Source organism: Rhizobium sp. AG855 (assembly GCF_003610655.1).
Classification (GTDB): Bacteria; Pseudomonadota; Alphaproteobacteria; order Rhizobiales; family Rhizobiaceae; genus Allorhizobium; species Allorhizobium wuzhouense.
In genome coordinates this window covers 1-16,657 of record NZ_RAQG01000005.1, presented here as the reverse complement: position 1 = coordinate 16,657, position 16,657 = coordinate 1, and the positions used below count along the sequence as shown (strand labels likewise).

Annotated in this window: 7 protein-coding genes; 1 reads left to right on the top strand and 6 read right to left on the bottom strand. The window is 58.9% G+C overall.

Annotated features, from left to right (window positions below; translation table 11 throughout):
- Positions 1-48: 48 nt before the first annotated feature.
- Entirely contained in the window at positions 49-1,227 is a 1,179-nt protein-coding gene (locus DFO46_RS19335; protein ID WP_120278648.1) for a hypothetical protein, read from the bottom strand.
- Positions 1,228-1,526: 299 nt separating this feature from the next.
- Between DFO46_RS19335 and DFO46_RS19330 the strand changes: the two genes are divergently transcribed.
- Entirely contained in the window at positions 1,527-2,486 is a 960-nt protein-coding gene (locus DFO46_RS19330) for a transglutaminase-like cysteine peptidase (protein ID WP_120278647.1), read from the top strand.
- Between the two features lie 48 nt (positions 2,487-2,534).
- On the opposite strand, the gene DFO46_RS19325 is transcribed toward DFO46_RS19330, so the two are convergent.
- From DFO46_RS19325 to DFO46_RS19305, 5 genes are all read right to left on the bottom strand, one after another.
- The gene (locus tag DFO46_RS19325) at positions 2,535-3,191 is read right to left on the bottom strand and encodes a ribbon-helix-helix domain-containing protein (RefSeq protein ID WP_110794001.1); all 657 of its coding nucleotides are present in this window, start codon (positions 3,189-3,191) and stop codon (positions 2,535-2,537) included.
- 3 nt (positions 3,192-3,194) lie between these two features.
- Positions 3,195-4,487, bottom strand: a complete 1,293-nt coding sequence (locus DFO46_RS19320; protein WP_110794000.1) for an HlyD family type I secretion periplasmic adaptor subunit — start codon at positions 4,485-4,487, stop codon at positions 3,195-3,197.
- Entirely contained in the window at positions 4,484-6,640 is a 2,157-nt protein-coding gene (locus DFO46_RS19315; RefSeq protein WP_120278646.1) for a type I secretion system permease/ATPase, read from the bottom strand. Before DFO46_RS19315 ends, DFO46_RS19320 begins: the two co-directional genes overlap by 4 nt.
- 21 nt (positions 6,641-6,661) lie before the next feature.
- Positions 6,662-8,014 (bottom strand): TolC family outer membrane protein, encoded by a 1,353-nt coding sequence (locus DFO46_RS19310; RefSeq protein WP_110793998.1) that lies wholly within the window; start codon positions 8,012-8,014, stop codon positions 6,662-6,664.
- Between the two features lie 546 nt (positions 8,015-8,560).
- Positions 8,561-16,657, bottom strand: an 8,097-nt coding sequence (locus DFO46_RS19305; RefSeq protein ID WP_120278645.1) for a VCBS domain-containing protein, incomplete at its 5' end; no start/stop codon positions are given.

Sequence of the window (16,657 nt, the reverse complement as noted above, 5' to 3'; positions counted from 1 at the left end):
AATCTAACGCCTGAGCGCGAAGACTTGTCTCAGCTCAAACTCAGGTGATCAGAGAGTGGCCGGGGCACGCTGGAAGAACACATACGAGCCTTTCGACACCTTGAAGATATCGCAATTTCGGCGAACCTTGCCGCCCTCTTCAAGGCGAAAAACGCCGAGCGATCCCGAGAAGCCTTCCAGCGCCATCATGCGCTCGGGCGCAAAAGCGGTATTGCCCCAGCGACTGACCAGCCCGATGGCCATGGCCGTGGCGTCGAAGCCATAACCGGCATTGGCTGAGGCCGGCATGCCGTAGCTCTGCATGTAGCGCGTACCGATGCGCGCCTGGATATTCTGATCGTAGCGACAGACGATGGTGCCTGTCAGCTTGGGTTCGGCGAGATCCGCCGGCATGAGCGTTGTGCTTGCCACCAGACGGCGTCCTGGCGCCGGCGGTTTGGTTGCATCGATTTTCTTCAAGACATCACCGGGAGACTTGATGCCCGGCATGAGCACGACGATGTCAGCCTTGCTCCAGGAGGCAAGCGATTTCGGCGGGATAGCGCTGCCGGCAAGTTCGATCACTGGCTCGACCTTGCCTCCGAAGGCCTTGATCTGCGACGCCACGCGCTCGGCCTGGATCTTCTCGGCCGGAGATGCGGCGAGGATGACGGCATGACGCCCCCCCTCCGCCATCGCAAATGATGACGCCTCGATCAGGCTGTCGACGGGGCTCGAGACGAAGGCATAAACGGACGGCGGTAGCGTTGCTTCATTGGTCTGGAGGGTAACGATCGGCACTGGGCGGCCCGCAAGGCCCTTTTGAATGATATCCAGTTCAGCGCCACGCGCGGTGGTGATGATCAGGGCGGCACCATTGAGACCGAGTGACTTTGCGGCAGCCTCGATGGCATCGGGCTTTTCCGTCGTCTCCACCATTGTGAGCTTGATCACGTCACTGCCGAGCGAATTCACCGCGAGCGCTGCACCGTCGCGCGTCTCGTTGTCAGCCTGTCGGCTCGCCTGGTCCATCCGTCTCACGCCGATATAACCGACAAGCGTCGCGCCGGCGCCGAGCGTCTGGTTGTACAGTCCGGTATCGGACGCGACTTGGCCCTGGGCACCCCCGTCCTTCGCAACGTCCTTCAGCACGAGGTCATCTGTCTGACACCCGCCAAGGAAGAGGCTGACGAGCGTCACCGCCCCAGCACGAGCCCACATGCGCCCCGGTGTTGCCAATACACTCATGCTCTTGATGACTTTTTGCTCCCAAACCCTGGGAAACCGTAAGCATAGGACGGCCGCAAAGCAAGAGCCGAGCTGTCCCATATCTGGGCACATATCTGGATCGGTAAACGGCCCCCTCACCCGGATCCTGTGCAAAAGCCGGCATTCGCGGTGCGACGTGGCATAGTTAACGGAACGCTGACTGGAACCAGAAGATTTTATGATAATATAGCCTTGGGGTTTTACAGTATATAATCCAAGTATCGGAACGAATAATTGAACTGATCAACGTATTCTTCGAGCAATATCGGAGAAAAGCGATGATCAACAAGAACAAGAAAATTCTCGCAGTCTCGACGTTCGTTCTCGCAACGATGATGTCGGCAAGTGTGCAGGCAACACCGCTGTCGATCGAGGTGCCATCCTTCCCCGCCAACAGCGCCACCATGCTTCAGGGCATGAGCCCTATGCCGGTTCCCATGGGAGGGCTGCTTGTACAGGGCATCTCCGCAGGCTGGAAGGCGGCCTCAGCGGTGTGGACCAACAACAGCTGGACGGGCACGGCAGTCGCCTCGCTTGTCGACCGCAGCCTGACGACCAGTGCCGTCACCATGCCGCGCAGCAAGGAGCCGCTCGTCAAGCCACGGCAGATAACCGAAGACGTCTTCGGATCCGTCGCCATTCCCTTCAAGAAGCTGGGCGCCCTGAAGAAGGCCGCTCCGACCTTCGCTGAAATTGCCAAAGGCACCGTCCTCACCTGCGGCGGAGAGAATTGTGTGCAGGTCAAGGCGATGGTTCAGAAGACGGCTGCCGGGAATGGCATGTCCTCGATCCGAGACAAGCTCAACTTCGTCAACAGCGATATCAACCGGCGCATTCAGTACCGCAAGGACATCGATGTGCACGGCAAGCTCGATCGCTGGGCCACACCATCAGAAACCCTGAAGCTGGGCGTCGGCGACTGCGAAGATTATGCGCTGCTGAAAATGGCCGTCCTTGCAAGCCAGGGCATTGCACTGACCGACATGACCGTGGTCATCCTCTATGACACCAAGCGGCATTTCTACCACGCGATCCTCTCGGTCGAGGTGCAGGGTCGCCACTACATCCTGGACAATATGCGCGAACAGGTGCTGACCGACGCACAGCTTCCGGACTACATGCCGCTGTTTTCGATCTCCAACGGGCGTGGTTTCCTGCATGGTACAAAAACCAAGGGCAAGGCGCTGGCGATGACAAGTTTCGACGGCATTGCCCCCGGTGAAGGCGGCGAACTCTGACAGGCATCGGCAACCATGCGAACGATGGCCGACGTCCAGTCTCGGCCATCAATGGCGAACGATGTAACCCATCAGCATCTGCTTTGAATGCACAGGGGCCAGCGCCAGGTTGATCTGCCCCGTCAACTGTTTGCCGGCGCAGCTGGCGATGAAGCCTGTCGTCATCATCTTGCGCGTTGCAACCAGATTGTCGATCGCGTCTTCGACATTGGTGTCGAGCACGAAGCGAAAGCCTGACGACATCTGCGCCACATTGCCAAGGGACAGCCTCTGTTTCAGCATCGTCACGAAGGGCTCGTTGAAGAGCTGGATCTTTTTTTCCCGGGTGAGCACGATCGCCGGTGACGGACAGGCGTGAAGCAGGACGCCAAGGCTTTCGATCGAGTATGAGGCTTCCGCCGCAGCCAGCCGGCGCCACATCCACCGAAAAGCAATAACACGCAGCATGGAAGCGAGATTGCCGTTGTCGCCGACATGCTGGGCCGCCTGCTCGACCACATCCCCCATCGACTGGCGCGATCCGGTCAAAAGCCAGGAGAGGCCTTCCCAATAGACCTGTTCCAGACGGATGCCGCGACGGACACCACCCCGGCCGATGATTGCCCGGAACTTCGGCTCGCTATCCCCGTCACCGATCTGAAACAGCGTCTGGCCGGGAAGATCGACCCTCTCAGCCTGAGGCGGTGTCCGGTCCGGCGCCAACATGCCTCACCGCTCGGTCAGGGCGACGGATTGCGCCTTGTTGATCGGCTTCATCAGATAGCTGAGAATGGTCTTGCGTCCGGTCATGATCTCGACCGACGCCACCATGCCAGGAATGATCGGATAGGACTTGCCATTGCGTTTCAGCTCTGACTGGTCGGTTTTGACCTGGACAAGATAGAAAGTCTCGCCCTTTTCCTTTTCCACGATACTGTCGGCGGAAATATTGGTCACCTCGCCTTCGAGCCCACCAAAAATCGAGAAGTCATAGGCGGTGACCTTGACGATCGCCTTCTGCCCGCGCCGGATGAAGGCGACATCACGGGGCGAAATTTTCGCCTCGATCAGCAGGACATCGGCCGTCGGCACGATGCCCGCAATCACGGTCCCGGGATCGACATAGGCGCCGATGGTGTTGACTTCGAGCGTATTGACGATGCCGTCTACCGGAGAGCGGATATCCGTGCGGTCGACACGGTCTGAGGCTCCGCGAATGGTCTCGTCGATAACCGACAGCTCGGCGAGCGTCTGCGCCTTCTCGGTGAGCGCCTGCTGACGCAGCTGAAGGGCGAGTTCATCGACCTGCAGCTTGGCTTCCTCAACCGCGCCACGCAGTCGCTCCAGGCTTTCGGTATAGACATCGACCTGTCCGCGCTGGTCGGTCAGTTCGCGTTCGACCGTCAGCAACTGCGTCTGCGCGACCAGTCCTTTTTTCGCCAGCGGGCTCATCAGGTCATATTGCCGGGTTGCCGCCTCAATATTCTGCTGCAGGCGCACGATGTTGGCCTGCGCCTCGCTCAACTCGTTTTCGCGCTGGCGCACACGCTCCTGCAGCACGCCGAGCTTGTTGAGGTAGCTCGCCTTATTGGCGGCAAACAGGCTTTCCTCATTGTCGCAGACCTTGCTCGCCACCGCCTTCACATCTTCGGGGCAGACGAAATCGACGTCATACTTTCCGGCCTCTTCAAGCGCCAGCCGCGCCACCTTGGCACCGAGCGCCCGCGCTTTGGCATTCGCTTCGCCAAGCGAGGATTCCGTTGTCGTGTTGTTCAGCTGGACGATCAGTTCGCCCTTGCGCACCACCTGCCCCAGCTGCACGGCAATGGTCTGGACGATACCGGCTTCCGAAGACTGCACGATCTGGGTCTTCGACACCGGGATGACCTTGCCTTCGCCACGCGCCAATTCATCGATCTCGGCAAAGGCTGCCCAGGCGAGAAAAACCACGATCAAAAGCGCGACCAGGGAAACGATCGTGCGGGCAAAAAACGGGGGCGTATCAACGACCGCACGGCTCATGGCTTCACCACCGCCTTTTTCTGCATCGCCTCGATGACCGTCTTCTTCGGTCCGTCAGCCACCACGCGCCCCTTGTCGAGCACGATCAGGCGATCGACGAGATCGAGCATGGTGAAGCGATGGGTGGCAATGAGAAGTGTCGTGTTGCGATCAAAGGCACTCGACAGCCGATTGATCAGATGGCGCTCGCTGGCCAGATCCATCGCACCCGAGGGCTCGTCCAGAAAGACGATCTTCGGCTTGGTGAGCAGGAGCCGGGCAATCGTCATCGCCTGCTTCTGTCCGCTGGACAGATTGGTTCCGCGCTCACCGACCGGCATATCGAAGCCGCGCGGATGGCGGGAAACGAATTCCTCGACACCGGTCATTCGGGCCACGTGCAGAAGTTCCTCGTCCGTGGCGTCCGCCCGACCGATCAGCAGGTTCTCCTTGACCGTACCGGAAAAGAGATCCGACGACTGGCCGGCCACGGCGACAGCCGATCGAACCTCAGACATGTGATACTGGCGGATGTCGACGCCGTCGATCAGGATGCGACCATCGGTCGGCACGAACAAGCCGTCGAGCAGGCGACCAAGCGTCGTCTTGCCCGAACCAATGCGGCCGATGATGCCGACGCGCTCTCCCGGCTGAACCGTGAGATTGAACTGGTTGATGACGGGATGGTCGGAGCCCGGATAATTGAACGAGACGTTCTGGAACGAGAAGCCGCCTTCCTTGATCTCGCGATTGACAAAACCGACGGAAGACGGCCGGTCCTCCGGCTGATCCATCACCTGATCGAGAATGCGCAAGGACAGGGTTGCCTGGCGGAAGCGCGCGAGCGTCATGGCAATCTGACCAAGCGGCGCACCTGCCCGGCTGGCCAGCATGACGGTTGCGACGATCGCACCCATCGCAAGCCGACCCTCGGAAAATTCGTAGGTGCCGGCAATGACGATCAGGACGCCGACGATCTGCTGGATGAGTGCCGTCAGATTGATCGCATTGGTCGAGACATGCTTGATGTCTTCGTTGGTGCGGCTCGAATGCTTCATCAGCTCCTGCCAGCGGCGCAGCATGGTCGCTTCTGCGCGCAAGCTCTTCAGTGTCTCGATGGTTGAAATCGTCTCGACAAGCAAAGACTGGCGCTTCGAGGCTTCATTGGATGCCGCAGCCATGCGATGGCCGATTTGGGCCTGGGCGCGCAGTCCGATGGCGACCGACAGCAGGAGGGCAACAGCCGGAATGATCGCGAGCCAACCCGAGATCAGATAGATCACGATCAGGAAGATGAAGACGAAAGCAGTATCGATCACCAGACCGATCGTATTCGAGGTGAAGAACTCACGCACGAACTCGTATTGCATCACACGATTGGCGTATTCGCCGGTCGAGAGCGGCCGCGACGCGAGAGTGGTATTCAACACCTTGTCGAATATCATCTGCGACAGCCGCAAATCAGCGCTGCGACCTGCGTGATCGATCAAGGCCGCACGTGCCGTTTTCAGAAGATAGTCGAAGAGATAAGCAAGCAGGATGCCGACCGCCAGCACCCAAAGGGTGGGGATTGCCTTGTTCGGCAGCACCCGGTCGTAGACGTTCATGGTGAAGAGCGGCGAGCCGAGCGCAATCAGGTTGATGAACAGGGCGGCGATCACCACGCGCACATAGGTTCGCCAATAGGGCGTGAGCGCGCGAACGAGCCAGTGGCGTTTCTCGATTTCATCGGCTGAGCCGATGAGCGCTTCTTCGCCGTCATTGCGATAGAAAAGTGTGAAGCCGAAGGCGAATTCCGGCTGCAACGCCAGAAGCTCCTCGCGGCTGAGCCGGGTCGCCAACGGACCGCCCGCAACATCAAGTGTGTATTCGCCCGCTTCACTGATTTCCAGAAGCGGAAGGGTGCCGCCATCCTTGAGCACAACGATAGCCGGACAGTCGAAATCGCCCTCACGCACGGCGCGCTCGGCCACTCGTATGACCTGAAGGCCTATACGTTCAGCAACATGCTCAACATCATCGAGCTCGAGAGACTCGACGATTTCGTCCGGCAGACCGGAAAACAAAACGGTATCGGAACTGGGCCGGCCATAATATCCAGCCACAGCCTTGAATGAAGCACGAAAACTGTGGCGGGCACGAGTGCCCGCCGGTTCGCTGAAGCTATTTAACATTTCATCCAATCGGATGGACGGTTACTGGAGCGGCGCCAGGAGGTCCATCGGCACACCCGCCTTTTGCCGCGGATCCCGCTCGACATAGGCACCATCGGCCGCCGTCTTCACGGAAAATTCGTTGCGCGCGTAAGCTTCCGTCTGAGCCACGGGCTTGCCACCCATGACCTTCAGCAGAGAGCCGGTCGCGGCCAGGATCTTGTATTCGGCGAAGAGCGCCGCGAAGCGGGCAGTTTCCGCGACGATGCTGGTGTTGAAGCGCGTATTCTGAGCATCCAGCACGTCAAGCAGCGAGCGCTGACCGATCTTGAACTGTTCGCCATAGGATGAAACGAGCTTGGCGTTCTGCGACGACTGCGATCCGAGGATCTGCGACAGCTCACCACGGCTACCGCGTTCGTTCCAGGCCGACCGAACCGACTCTTCGATTTCGCGATGAACCTGGTCGGACGCATAGCGCTGTTCGCTGGCGCGGCGGATCTGCTCCTGCTCGCGCGCCTGGTCGATGCCGCCGCGATAAAGGTTCCAGCGCGCGACCAGACGAACTTCCAGGTCGTTGGTGTTGCCCTGGCTGCCGCTGATGTCATTGCCGACCGTGGCACGACCTTCGAGATCGACGGTCGGCGCATAGTTGGAGCGTGCGCCGCGAACAGCGGCATCAGCTGCATCGATATCAGCGCGAGCCGAGTAGATGCGCGGATTGTTGGTCTTGGCCAGCTCGATGGCGTCCTGCAGCGAGCGCGGCAGGGCCTTGCCGAGCGAGCCCGGCATCTTGGCGTTGACAATCGGCTCGCCGACCGTCTGAAGGAAGCGGATCTTGGTCGCTTCCAATTCTTCCTGAGCCTCTCGCAGACGGGCCCTGGCCGCTTCAAGGCGCTCGCGACCCTGGAGGCTGTCGACATCCGTCAAAGCGCCGCCGGCAATGCCCTGATTGATGTCACCCAGAATACCCTGGTGGAAATCAACATTCTGCTTGGCGATACCGACGATCTTGGTCTGCAGGATGTATTCAAGATAGTCCTGCGCCACCTGAAGCGCGACAGTCTCGGAACGTTCGAGCACCCGGAAGGAGGCGCCATCGACACGCGATGCCTGGGCATCGACCTGGGCACGCCGCGCGCCGCCGTCAAGCAGGCGCTGCGTGATCGTCAGCCCGACATCCGAGGAATTGAAGGTTTCATAATCCTTCGTCAGCGTGCCGGTGCTGGCGTTGGAGAGTCGGCGCTTTCCCACGCCGGCCTCGAGATCGATCGACGGCAGATACAAGCCGCGCGCCTGGCGCAGCTCGAATTCGACGGCTTCACGGTTCTTCACCGCTTGCGAAATCTGCGGATTTGTCGTCAGCGCCTTCTGGATCGCCTCCTGCAGCGACATTGCGCTTGCAGGTGTCCAGGACACAATTGCCAGTGCCGCAGACGTGTACAAGGCCGCGAACAATCTATTTTTGGTAAACAATTTAGTGCCCCTGCCCAAACTCAATTAGCACTTCTTATATACCGGTGCCTCTCTCGCTGTGAAGTCTAATCCGCCGGTTGAGAAGATGCACCCAATTTTGATCTCTTGACGTGATCTGACTGCTTTTTGGACGCAAGATTAAACTTTTGTCCTCTACAGGGGTCAACTTCAACGAATTGTAGCGCTGTGAGAAACAAGACTTCGAAAAATTTTCCGCGGTCTCATTTTGGACAGTTCACATCCATGGGCCAGATTACCCCTGCAAATGTAGAGAAATATCGGGCATGTCTCCCTTCAGCCACAGGGGTTTGACCGATCGTCCAAGCAGTGGCTGTGGATTGCTGTGCAAAAACGGAGTCTCATCGCAGAATCAGCAAAGTAGATCAAAGCGAATGATCATGGAACATACATAAAAGGGGCGCCCGACGGGCGCCCCTTTTTCTGACTGAACTGTCCGGACGAAACTCAGTCGTGATGTGTGACAGTGACCGAGTGCTGGTCGTCGAAGAGAACCTTGATGGCCGTTGTGTGGTTCTCAAGAACCGCAACGTCCTTCCAGCTGTTCTCTGCAACCTGGACACTGACGGTGGTATTGCCGTCGGCGACAGTCGCCTTGATGTTCGCCGCTGCGGTCTCCGCCGTTGCCTGCTCACCGAGCAGACTGTCGAGCAGGGCCGAGACATCCAGCTGGTCACCCTGTTCCGACGAGAAGTCGGTGATCACGTCCGCCACGTCGAGATCGCTGAGCGCAGTCTCGTCGAAGACGAAGGTATCGGCACCTTCACCGCCGGTCAGGAAGACCTGACCCATGCCGCCATGCAGGACATCGTCTCCGTCGGTACCAACAACGGTCAAGGTGTCGGACGCATCCGAGCCGAAGATCGTGTCGAAGCCGACTTCAACGAAGTTGCCGGTCGAACCGTCGTCGAAGGTGAACGAACCTTCGCCGAGGATCGCCTGGCCGTCTTCCGCACCGCCGGTCGTATCCGTGGTGAGCGAGATGCTGGCCACGTGATGATCGGAAAGGCTCGAAAGCTCACCATCGTCGCTGATGCCGTTGTTGTTGGCATCGATCCAGACCTTCAGCTTGGAGAAGGCATCGTCACCACCGTCGATCTTGCCGTCGTGATTGCCATCCAGCGAAGCGAGAGCCGCCACGCCGCTGGCAAAGGTGCCGTTGTTAAAGTTCGGCGTAAAGATCTCCGACCCATTGTCGATCTTGCCATCGCCGTCGACGTCATAGGCGAGGATGCCATCGTCGCTGGTCCAGGCGCTCTGGTCCTTATGGCCATCGGCATTGATGTCGAAGGTCACACCATTGTCGATGGAGGAGAAGGCGAAGCCGTTCTTGTCGAGGTCAAGAACGAGCGGATCGGCAAGCGAAGAATGATCCGCAAAGTCACTCAGATCAATCGCCTGGAACTTTGCAAGCGTATTGATGTTGCTAAGCACCGCGACGAGGGATCGAGATCCTGCATCTTTCCAGTTCGTATCGAACCAGACTTCGGCTCGTGACAGCTCCGAGTTCCACAAGACAACGTATGTGTCTTGGGCATTACCACTGGACGTACCCGAGGCGATTGTTGCGGTAGTCAGATTTGTCTGGCTTACGAGGACGACTGCGTCATCTGCGCTTCCAACTCCATTGATCGTTGTTGCAGTGCCACCGTACAGATTGCCATAGAAACTCAGGGTGTCCACGTTGACCGTGAAGTCGGTGATAGTGTCAGTTCCAGAATTTCCTCCGATCCTGAATTCATCTTCGCCAGCACCACCTGTCAAAGTGTCTGAACCGGCCCCAGCATTAATCACGTCATCCCCGCTGCCACCCGTAATGGTGTCGGCTCCAGAAGAGCCTACCAACTTGAAACCTTCCGTCTGGTTGGTAAGATTCAGCACTCCAGACGACAGCATTTCCACCTTATCGATTTTGGTAATTTGCGCATCATTTGCACTTGTGAAACTACCATCAACCCGAAGAGTGTTGTCGCCATCTCCGCCGTTTAGAACCCGGTCCGTCTGGTCGCCATAGAGGATGTCGTTGCTCGTGCCACCGTAGAGCGCATCTCTACCAGCTCCACCGTACAGGACATCCTGCGAAGATTGGCCGAACAGAGTATCGTCGCCATCACCGCCGTAAATCGTGTCGTTGTTTCCATCGCCGTACAGAATGTCGTCGCCAACCAATATTGCGGCACCTGATCCACCCGTCGGCAGAGTATCGTCACCACCGTCTCCGGTGATCACATTGAAGGTTTCCGTGCGGACGCCCCCAAGGCCGTCTTCAACCCTGACGTTCAGAGTATAGGTCTTGTTTTGGTCCAGATTGTCGGTGGCCTTCACTTGGCCCCCTTCACTGACAGTAAAGCCAGAGCTTGAGCCACTCAGGAGCGTGTACTTGTAGCCGCCGGTGTTATCCGGATCGGTAACCGAGAGATTTCCGATCAAGTGGCCGTCCTTCGGGAAGGAAGAACCTGGATCGACAGCGGTCCAGAGGATATCCGTCGGCGCTTGATTAACGACTTCCCCGACATTGTTGACCGTGACCGAGACATCCTTGCTCGATTGAGCCGTCCCGTCAGATGCCACGACGGTGAAGTTATAGACGTTGTTGCCCCCCTGGTCAGTCGGCGCCTCATAATCAGGCGACGAGATGAACGTGACAACTCCCGTGTTCGGGTCGATCTTGAACTTGGCGGCATCGTCCCCAGTCAGCGAGTAGCTGATTGATGAGCTGTCCACGTCCGTCGCATTCGCCGTGTAAACGACCGTGGATGTCGGGCTATTCTCATCGATGGATGCCGATGCCCCTGACGTGATGACAGGCGCGTCATTTGCCCCGTTGATCGTGATCGACACAACCTGCTCGGTACCATCCACGGTCTTCACCGTGAAGCTATCGCTCAGGGTCTGGCCCGCCGGCAATGCGTTCACCGCCGGATTCCCATTGTTCAAGCTGTAGGTCCAGTGGCCAGTCGCATCGATCGAGAACGTGCCGAAGCCGTTCGCCGTTGTGCCACCCGCTCCGACAGCAACCCAGCTATCATTCGGACCATCGACGTCGGTAGCGTTCAGATCGCCACTGGTAACCAGACCCGACGGGCTCGTCGCATGAACAACGATGTTGTCGATGCCGAAGCTTTCGTCGGCAAACTCTTGGTTCAGGGTGTCACCAAAGCCCAGAGTTACAGTGTCGCCAAAGCCTGTACCTGTGAGGGTTATGTGATAAATTCGGCCCTCGGATCCCGGCAGATTGGTCGGCGCCGCAATCGTGTAGGCCCCCTGAATTCCGCCGATCACGAAAGTTCCACTCGTCGGGCTCGCGGCATTCAATCCCGAATTCGGGTAAAATTCCAATGCCTTGCCACCATCCAGGTAAACCTGAATCTTCTCCAGGGCATCCCAGGAGCGCACGCTGAGGAAATCAAACTCGATGACCGTTGGCGCATTGCCGGCCGGAACCTGTATTACCTTCGATATGGACTGCGTGTTGGTGTTATTCACGCTTTCCGTGAGATACTGACCGTATCCACCGATGCTTGCGAGCGCGCCATTGGTCCAGCCGTTCACGCTACCCGACGACGAGAAGTTCTCGTTGTAGGTCTCTACCTTACCGCCGACAGCGTCTTCGGTGACTGTGCCCGAAGTGCTCCCCGAGATAACCGCCGCATCATTCGCGCCTTTAACCTCGATCTTCAGCGATCCCGTTCCCGGCTGGTTCTGATTGTCGGCCAGTGTGTAGGAGAAGGTCTCGACCTTCACCTCGCCACCCTTCAGGCCCTGTGTTGCCGCACGGTCGTTGTCCAGGGTGTAGACATACGATCCGTCGGACTTGATCACGAGGTCACCATAGGTGCCGGTGATCTTCTCGCCATCGGCATCGATGACCGTATTGCCAACCTTGGTCACGGAAAGCTTGTCGACGATGTGGAAGTTCGTGTCGAAATTGCCGTCTCTGTCATTGGCCAGCACATTGCCGATGGCCTGGCTGATGCCGGGGGTGCCGTTGGCAACGCCGCCTGCCTCAGTGACGGACCCGTTATCTTCCAGTCCATTGGGTGCCAGATTGACAACCTTGTCGATGGACATGGTGTAGCCGGGCTTGCCTTCTGTTCCGGTGAACTGGACGAATTCGATACCCTTGACGGTGGCGATCGGCGCACCGTTCTTGGAGATCGTGAAGACGTCCTGATACTGAGTAAAGACGTAGTCCGTCCACAGTCCTGCAAGCTTCACCTTGTCTGCGGTCCCGCCGTTGTCGACGATCTCGGCCTTGCTGCCGGCGAAGTTTGTCAGGTCGATGGTGTCGTTGCCGACACCGCCATTGATGACAACGGTCGTCGGCTGGATCGCCGACCCGGACACGCTGTTCAGGGTGACCGTGTCACCACCGGAGCCGAGGTTGAAGGTCACACGCTCGATTTCGTCGGCCCGAACGGAACCGGCATTGGCACCGTCATAGGTAACAAGGATATCGGCTTGGTCGTCAGCCGGCGTGATCTCGGTGCCACCGGTGGCGAGACCGAGCGTGAAGTTGCGAGCGACACCGTCGCCATTGATCGTGAGGATGTCATAATCCGGGTTGGACAAACCGGTTTCGGTGCCGCCATCGACGGTGTCGTTGCCATCGCCAACGTTGTGGATGATCTTGTCGTTGCCGTCGCCACCAGTGATGACGTCGTCGCCGGCATTGCCATACAATGTGTCGTTGTCTGCGCCGCCATCGATCGTGTCGTCGCCAGCACCACCCCAGATCTCGTCGTTACCTGTGCCGCCCTGCAGTATGTCTTTGCCGCCAAGACCGGAAATCAGGTCGTTGTCAGCGCCGCCCGTGATCGTATCAGAGCCTGCACCGCCGCCGAGCACGTCATCACCCGCATTACCGGAGATGGCAATCCCGCTACCCACGGCATCGCTGAGATAGGCGTCATCGACGAGGATCACGTCCTTGCCCGCCGTACCGTTGATCGCTTCAATACCGCTCATATAGCTTGGCGCCGAGTAGGTATCGTGCACGTAACCAGGTGTCGCACCGTTGTTGAGAACGATGACATCGGCCCCAATGCCGCCCTGAACAATATCTGCCGTGCCGGCGAGGCCCGCGACGGAAACCGCACGAAGTGTGCCGTCACCGAGCTCGATATTGCGCGTTCCAGAGGCGGTAACATCACCTGCCAGCAGGAAGGCATCGTTGCCGGCGCCGCCCTTCAGCAGGTCGCCGCCGCCATTGCCGATCAGCAGATCGTCGCTGTCGTCGCCAGTGAAGGTCTCGTTGCCGGAGGTACCCTGGATCGCGATGTCGTTATAGGGCGCCGGGAAGTTGTTGACGACCGTCAGCGGCACGCCCGACAGATCGACGGTTCCGCCGACGTTGTCGATGTTGAGACCATGCCAATTGGCGTTGACGTTCACGTCGAGACCGCCATTGACGATCTGCAGTCCGTCAACATTGGTGTAGTTGTAGATCGCTACGCCAACCTTGCCATAAGTGCCGGTGACATCGACATTGTCGAAGACGACGGTACCCATCGGCTGGAAGGGCGCGTCGACTCCGCGCAGCTGGATGCCGTTTTCGGCAGCCGCACCCGGATTGCTGACATCGACATCCTTGAACGTGACGTTACCATTGTAGAGATAGATCGTGACCGGGCCTTCGCCAGCACCAGAGTCGACGGTAGCATTGCCGGAGAAGTTAACCTTCTCGACGACGATACCTTCCACCTTTGTGGCGTTCTCGACGAAGAGGCCGTGGTAATCGCCACCAGTCACGTCACCATTCTTGAGGGTGACAGCATCAAAATCCGCCGTCTTGTCGACGAGAATGACGGACGAGGACGAACCCTTCAGATCGATGCCGTCGATGAGCAGGGATTGCCCGGCGCCACCACCATTGACGGTAATGGCAGGACCCGCCTCGCCACCGTCGATCACGACGTTGCCCACGCCCTTCAGCGTGATGCCTTCACCGATGACCACGGCTTCGTTGTAGGTCCCCTCGTGCACTTCGACCGTGAAACCAGCATCGGCGAAAGAGACGCCAGCCTGGATCGTCGAGAATGTACCGACAAGCTGATTGGCAGCGTTGAACACGAGAACATTTGCGGTGAGGTCCAACTCAACGGCACCGCCGTTGAAGTTGATGTGCTCGACACCATACAATGCATCGGTTTCGCCAGCGCTGGTGATCGTCCAGGAGCCATCGCTGTTGCGGGTCACCGCGTAGTCGTTCTGGTTACCGTAGACAACGACCTCGTCGCTTTCACCCAGCGTCGCCAGGCGGTTGCTGTCGACCGAAAGATCGGTTGCGTTGCCGTAAACGGTGTCGCTGCCGCCGCCGATGAAGAACTGATCATCGCCGCCGCCACCGATCAGGGTATCGGCACCGCCGTCACCCGTAATCCGGTCCGCACCGGCACCGCCATCGATGATGTCATCGCCAGCACCGCCGCGCAGAATGTCTTCGCCATCATTGCCGTAGAGCTTGTCGGCATCGTCACCACCTTCGATGGTGTCCTTGCCGGCGCCGCCCCAGATTTCGTCCGAGCCCTTGCCGCCGAACAGTTCGTCATCGCCGCCGAGACCGGAAATCAGGTCGTTACCTTCACCGCCGGTGATCTTGTCGCCCTGGATGTCGGAGCCCTGAAGCGTGTCATTGCCCTTGCCGCCATCGATTTCGATCAGAACCGAGTCGGAGGTGGTGTAGGACTTCGGAAGCAGAATGACGTCATCGCCGTCCGTGCCTTCGAAACGTTCGACACCGGAAAGTCCGAGCGACGAGTTCGCACGGTCGAAGACAAAGCCGGATGCACCGGCCGCAGCTTCGAACTTGACGGTATCAAAGTCACTGCCACCGATCAGCGTATCACCTTCACCGGACAGGCCGGCAAGGGAGACGGAACGCGTAGAGCCATCGCCGAGTGTAACCTGGCGCGGGCCAAAGGCGCCGGCATTGTCGATATCCGCCGAAACCACCAGCGTATCATCGCCTGCGCCGCCTTCGAGACGGTCACTGCCCTTGCCACCGACGAGCGTGTCACCGCCATCGTTGCCGATGAGGACATCGTCACCCTCATTGCCCTTCAGCACGTTGGCTTCCGCACCACCGACCAGGATGTCGGCAGACTTGCTGCCATAGGCATCGTTGACGCCTGCCATGCCGTCGACGCCGACGACGTGAGCGCCGGTGCGATCGGTCGCCGTGTCATTTGCCACGGTCTGACCGTCACGGGTGACCGAAGCCTCGCTCAGGTTGACGAAGACGCCGGTGTCGAGGTTGCCGTAGTTGATCGAGCCGATCGTGCCGGCGGCATCGACGCGCACGGTGACCGTGCCGGTTGCCGTATCGTTGTCACCATCCTTGGCGGTGACCTCGAAGGACAGGTCGAGATACTGCTTGCCGCCCGTGGGCGAGGTATGGTCGAGCGGCTGCTTCAGGTCGAATGCGTATTCGCCGGTGGTCTTGTCGACCGACGCGGTGAAGACGACATTGCTGTTGGAGGCGAGGTTAGCGACGGTCGGCGCGGTATTGCCGAGGTAGCCGACCAGCACCGCACCCACCAGGGCGATGTTGACCGCCTGGGTGTTGGACTTCAGCTCGAGCGTATTGCCATCCTGATCCTTGACGACCACGCCGGAACCCAAAGCGAGCGAGCGGTTGGCGCCGTTGTCGGCACCCCAGTTGACTCCGGTGGAGCCAGCTTCGCTCTTGTCGCCGTCTTCAGCAACCTGGATGAGGGCCTGGCCGACGAAGGACGGAACGGAATCCGTGACCTTGATATTCAACTGGCCGGAAAGCGCAACCTTGTCGCCATCGGCGTCTTCGATGGTCACCGCCGTCGAGAGATCGAGCGTGAGTCCATCCACCGGCACGCCGGTGAAGTGGCCATGGCCCGGATTGACGACCGTCTTGACGCTGCCATTCCCCGCGTCAAGGAGTTCGACCTTGGTGTTGTCAGGCAGATTGCCGACATTCAGGTAGAAAGTCGTGTGGGCCGGAATGGTCAGTGTGTATTCAGCCGAACCGTTTTTGTCGGTGTCGACACCCCAGGTGACAGGGCCGTTATCCGAATTCGTGATCCGGATAATGTCGTCGCCATTGGTGAGATCACCAACGAAGTGGATCTTCGGACCGTTCACTTCCGGCACGGAGATATACTGGCCGACGCTCGGAACCTGTCCGACATGGTCAAGCGGACCCGTCTGGACGAAGCTGTAGGCACCGGTCTGCGGGTTCACCGTGAAGGTGAAGATCGTCTCATTGCCGACCTTGGCATAGAGCGTATCGCCGACCACGCTGAAGGTGAGGCTCGAGCCGTTCGACTTGAGCGATGTCAGAGACGAAGACAGATTGTCCTTCTCGACGGTGTATTTGCCCAAACCATCCGCGCCGAAGCCGACCTGGGTCGACAGCGTGCCGGAGACGGACACCAGTTCGGTCGCCACATGCTCGATGGGAGCAACGTCCAGGACCTTCGGCATGTCGTCATCGACATTGATGGTGAGTGTGCCGTTGATGCTGTCGTTGTCACCATCGGTGACCTTGTAGGTCAGCGTGAAGGTCTG